The sequence below is a fragment of the Candidatus Parvarchaeota archaeon genome (assembly GCA_016866895.1).
GTDB lineage: Archaea > Micrarchaeota > Micrarchaeia > Anstonellales > VGKX01 > VGKX01.
In genome coordinates this window covers 1-1,280 of record VGKX01000219.1, presented here as the reverse complement: position 1 = coordinate 1,280, position 1,280 = coordinate 1, and the positions used below count along the sequence as shown (strand labels likewise).

The following is a 1,280-nucleotide window of genomic DNA, read 5'->3' as shown; positions in this document are numbered from 1 at the left end:
ACATGCCATCCTTGTTGCCTTCTGCAGACTGCACTATATTTGTGGTTTTGAAAATCTTTCCGCTTGCTTTGTAAACCTGCTCCCTTTCTTCCCAAGCAGTTTCTGAGTTGAACGCAACGCCCAGGGTTGTTGCCAGCATTGAAGCAGCAAGGTCTTCTGCGTATTCCCCTGACTTCTCTGCCTTTTCGCCATAAGCATGGTGCTCTGAAAGATAGCCATAGGCATCAGTGTCTTTTGGAACTGCAAGGCCTATTGCAGACGAAATAAGCCTGTTCGGCTCGTTTGTTTCGCTTCGTGACACAGAACACAATCTGCCCTGCCTTCAGGTGCTTTAATCCCTGCTCACTGGTCACGATTTTGCAGTTTGGCGGGAAAATGCTTGAAACATAAACCAGGTTGAATTTTTCAATGCCCGCATCCCTCAGCGCTGCCTCAAAAGACGCAAGCCTTTCCTTATGCACTCCAACGCCCTTGACAAAAAACATCTTGTTCGCTATCATTTTGCATCATTTCCTCCTGCAATTTTGCTATAAGCCTCTCCAATGCCTTTTCTATGCAATGTTTATTCCCACTAGCATGAGTTGAATAAAAAATTGATTTAAGCCCCTCGTCCTGGCGCACAGGCCAGCTTACTTGTCAAGCATTTCATTGAACTTGCTTGCCTTTCTGCTCTTCCATCCGCCTGAATGGTAGGCATAGCTTACAATCAATGGCATCGCAATCGTGGCTTCTGAGTAAACCATCTGCTCAAATGCCTCGCCAACCTTGCCCCATGAATGTGCCTCTTTCAGAGTTGAGCCTGACAATCCTCCGTCTCTCTCATCTGCAACTGTTATCTGGACAGCATACTTGTGCATGTCAACTTCCTTTCCCAAAACCTCGCCCGCAACAACAGTGTCCTGCGCAAAATTCTTTGGCACTCCACCCCCAACCATGAACAGCCCGGTCTGCTTTGCCTCAAGCTTTATTTTGGTCAGCTCAAGGAAATCCTTGGCAGAGTCAATGCTGACAACTTTGGCATTCCTGCCATCTTTCTTCTGCTTCATGTACTGGTGATAGATAAGCCCGAATCCCGCAGAGCAGTCTGAGAATGCAGGAACAAATATTGGCACTCCCTTTTTGTATGCAATCCAGATGACTGACTCCTTTGCCTTTGGAAACTTTGAAAGGTTCTTGTCGAGGTATTTGCCCATTTCAACTATGAATTCGCGCGAGGAGTATGGCCTTGGCTCAATGCTGTCAGCAATCCTGCCGGTTGTCAAATCGCACTCCCTCAGCTC

The 1,280-nt window shown here is 47.2% G+C and carries 1 protein-coding gene and 1 pseudogene; both read right to left on the bottom strand.

Annotation, left to right across the window (positions count from 1 at the left end):
- A pseudogene (locus FJZ26_06080) lies at positions 1–500 on the bottom strand (arginine decarboxylase, pyruvoyl-dependent).
- 129 nt (positions 501–629) lie between these two features.
- On the bottom strand, positions 630–1,280 hold a 651-nt coding region (locus FJZ26_06075), incomplete at its 5' end, for a deoxyhypusine synthase (protein ID MBM3229974.1).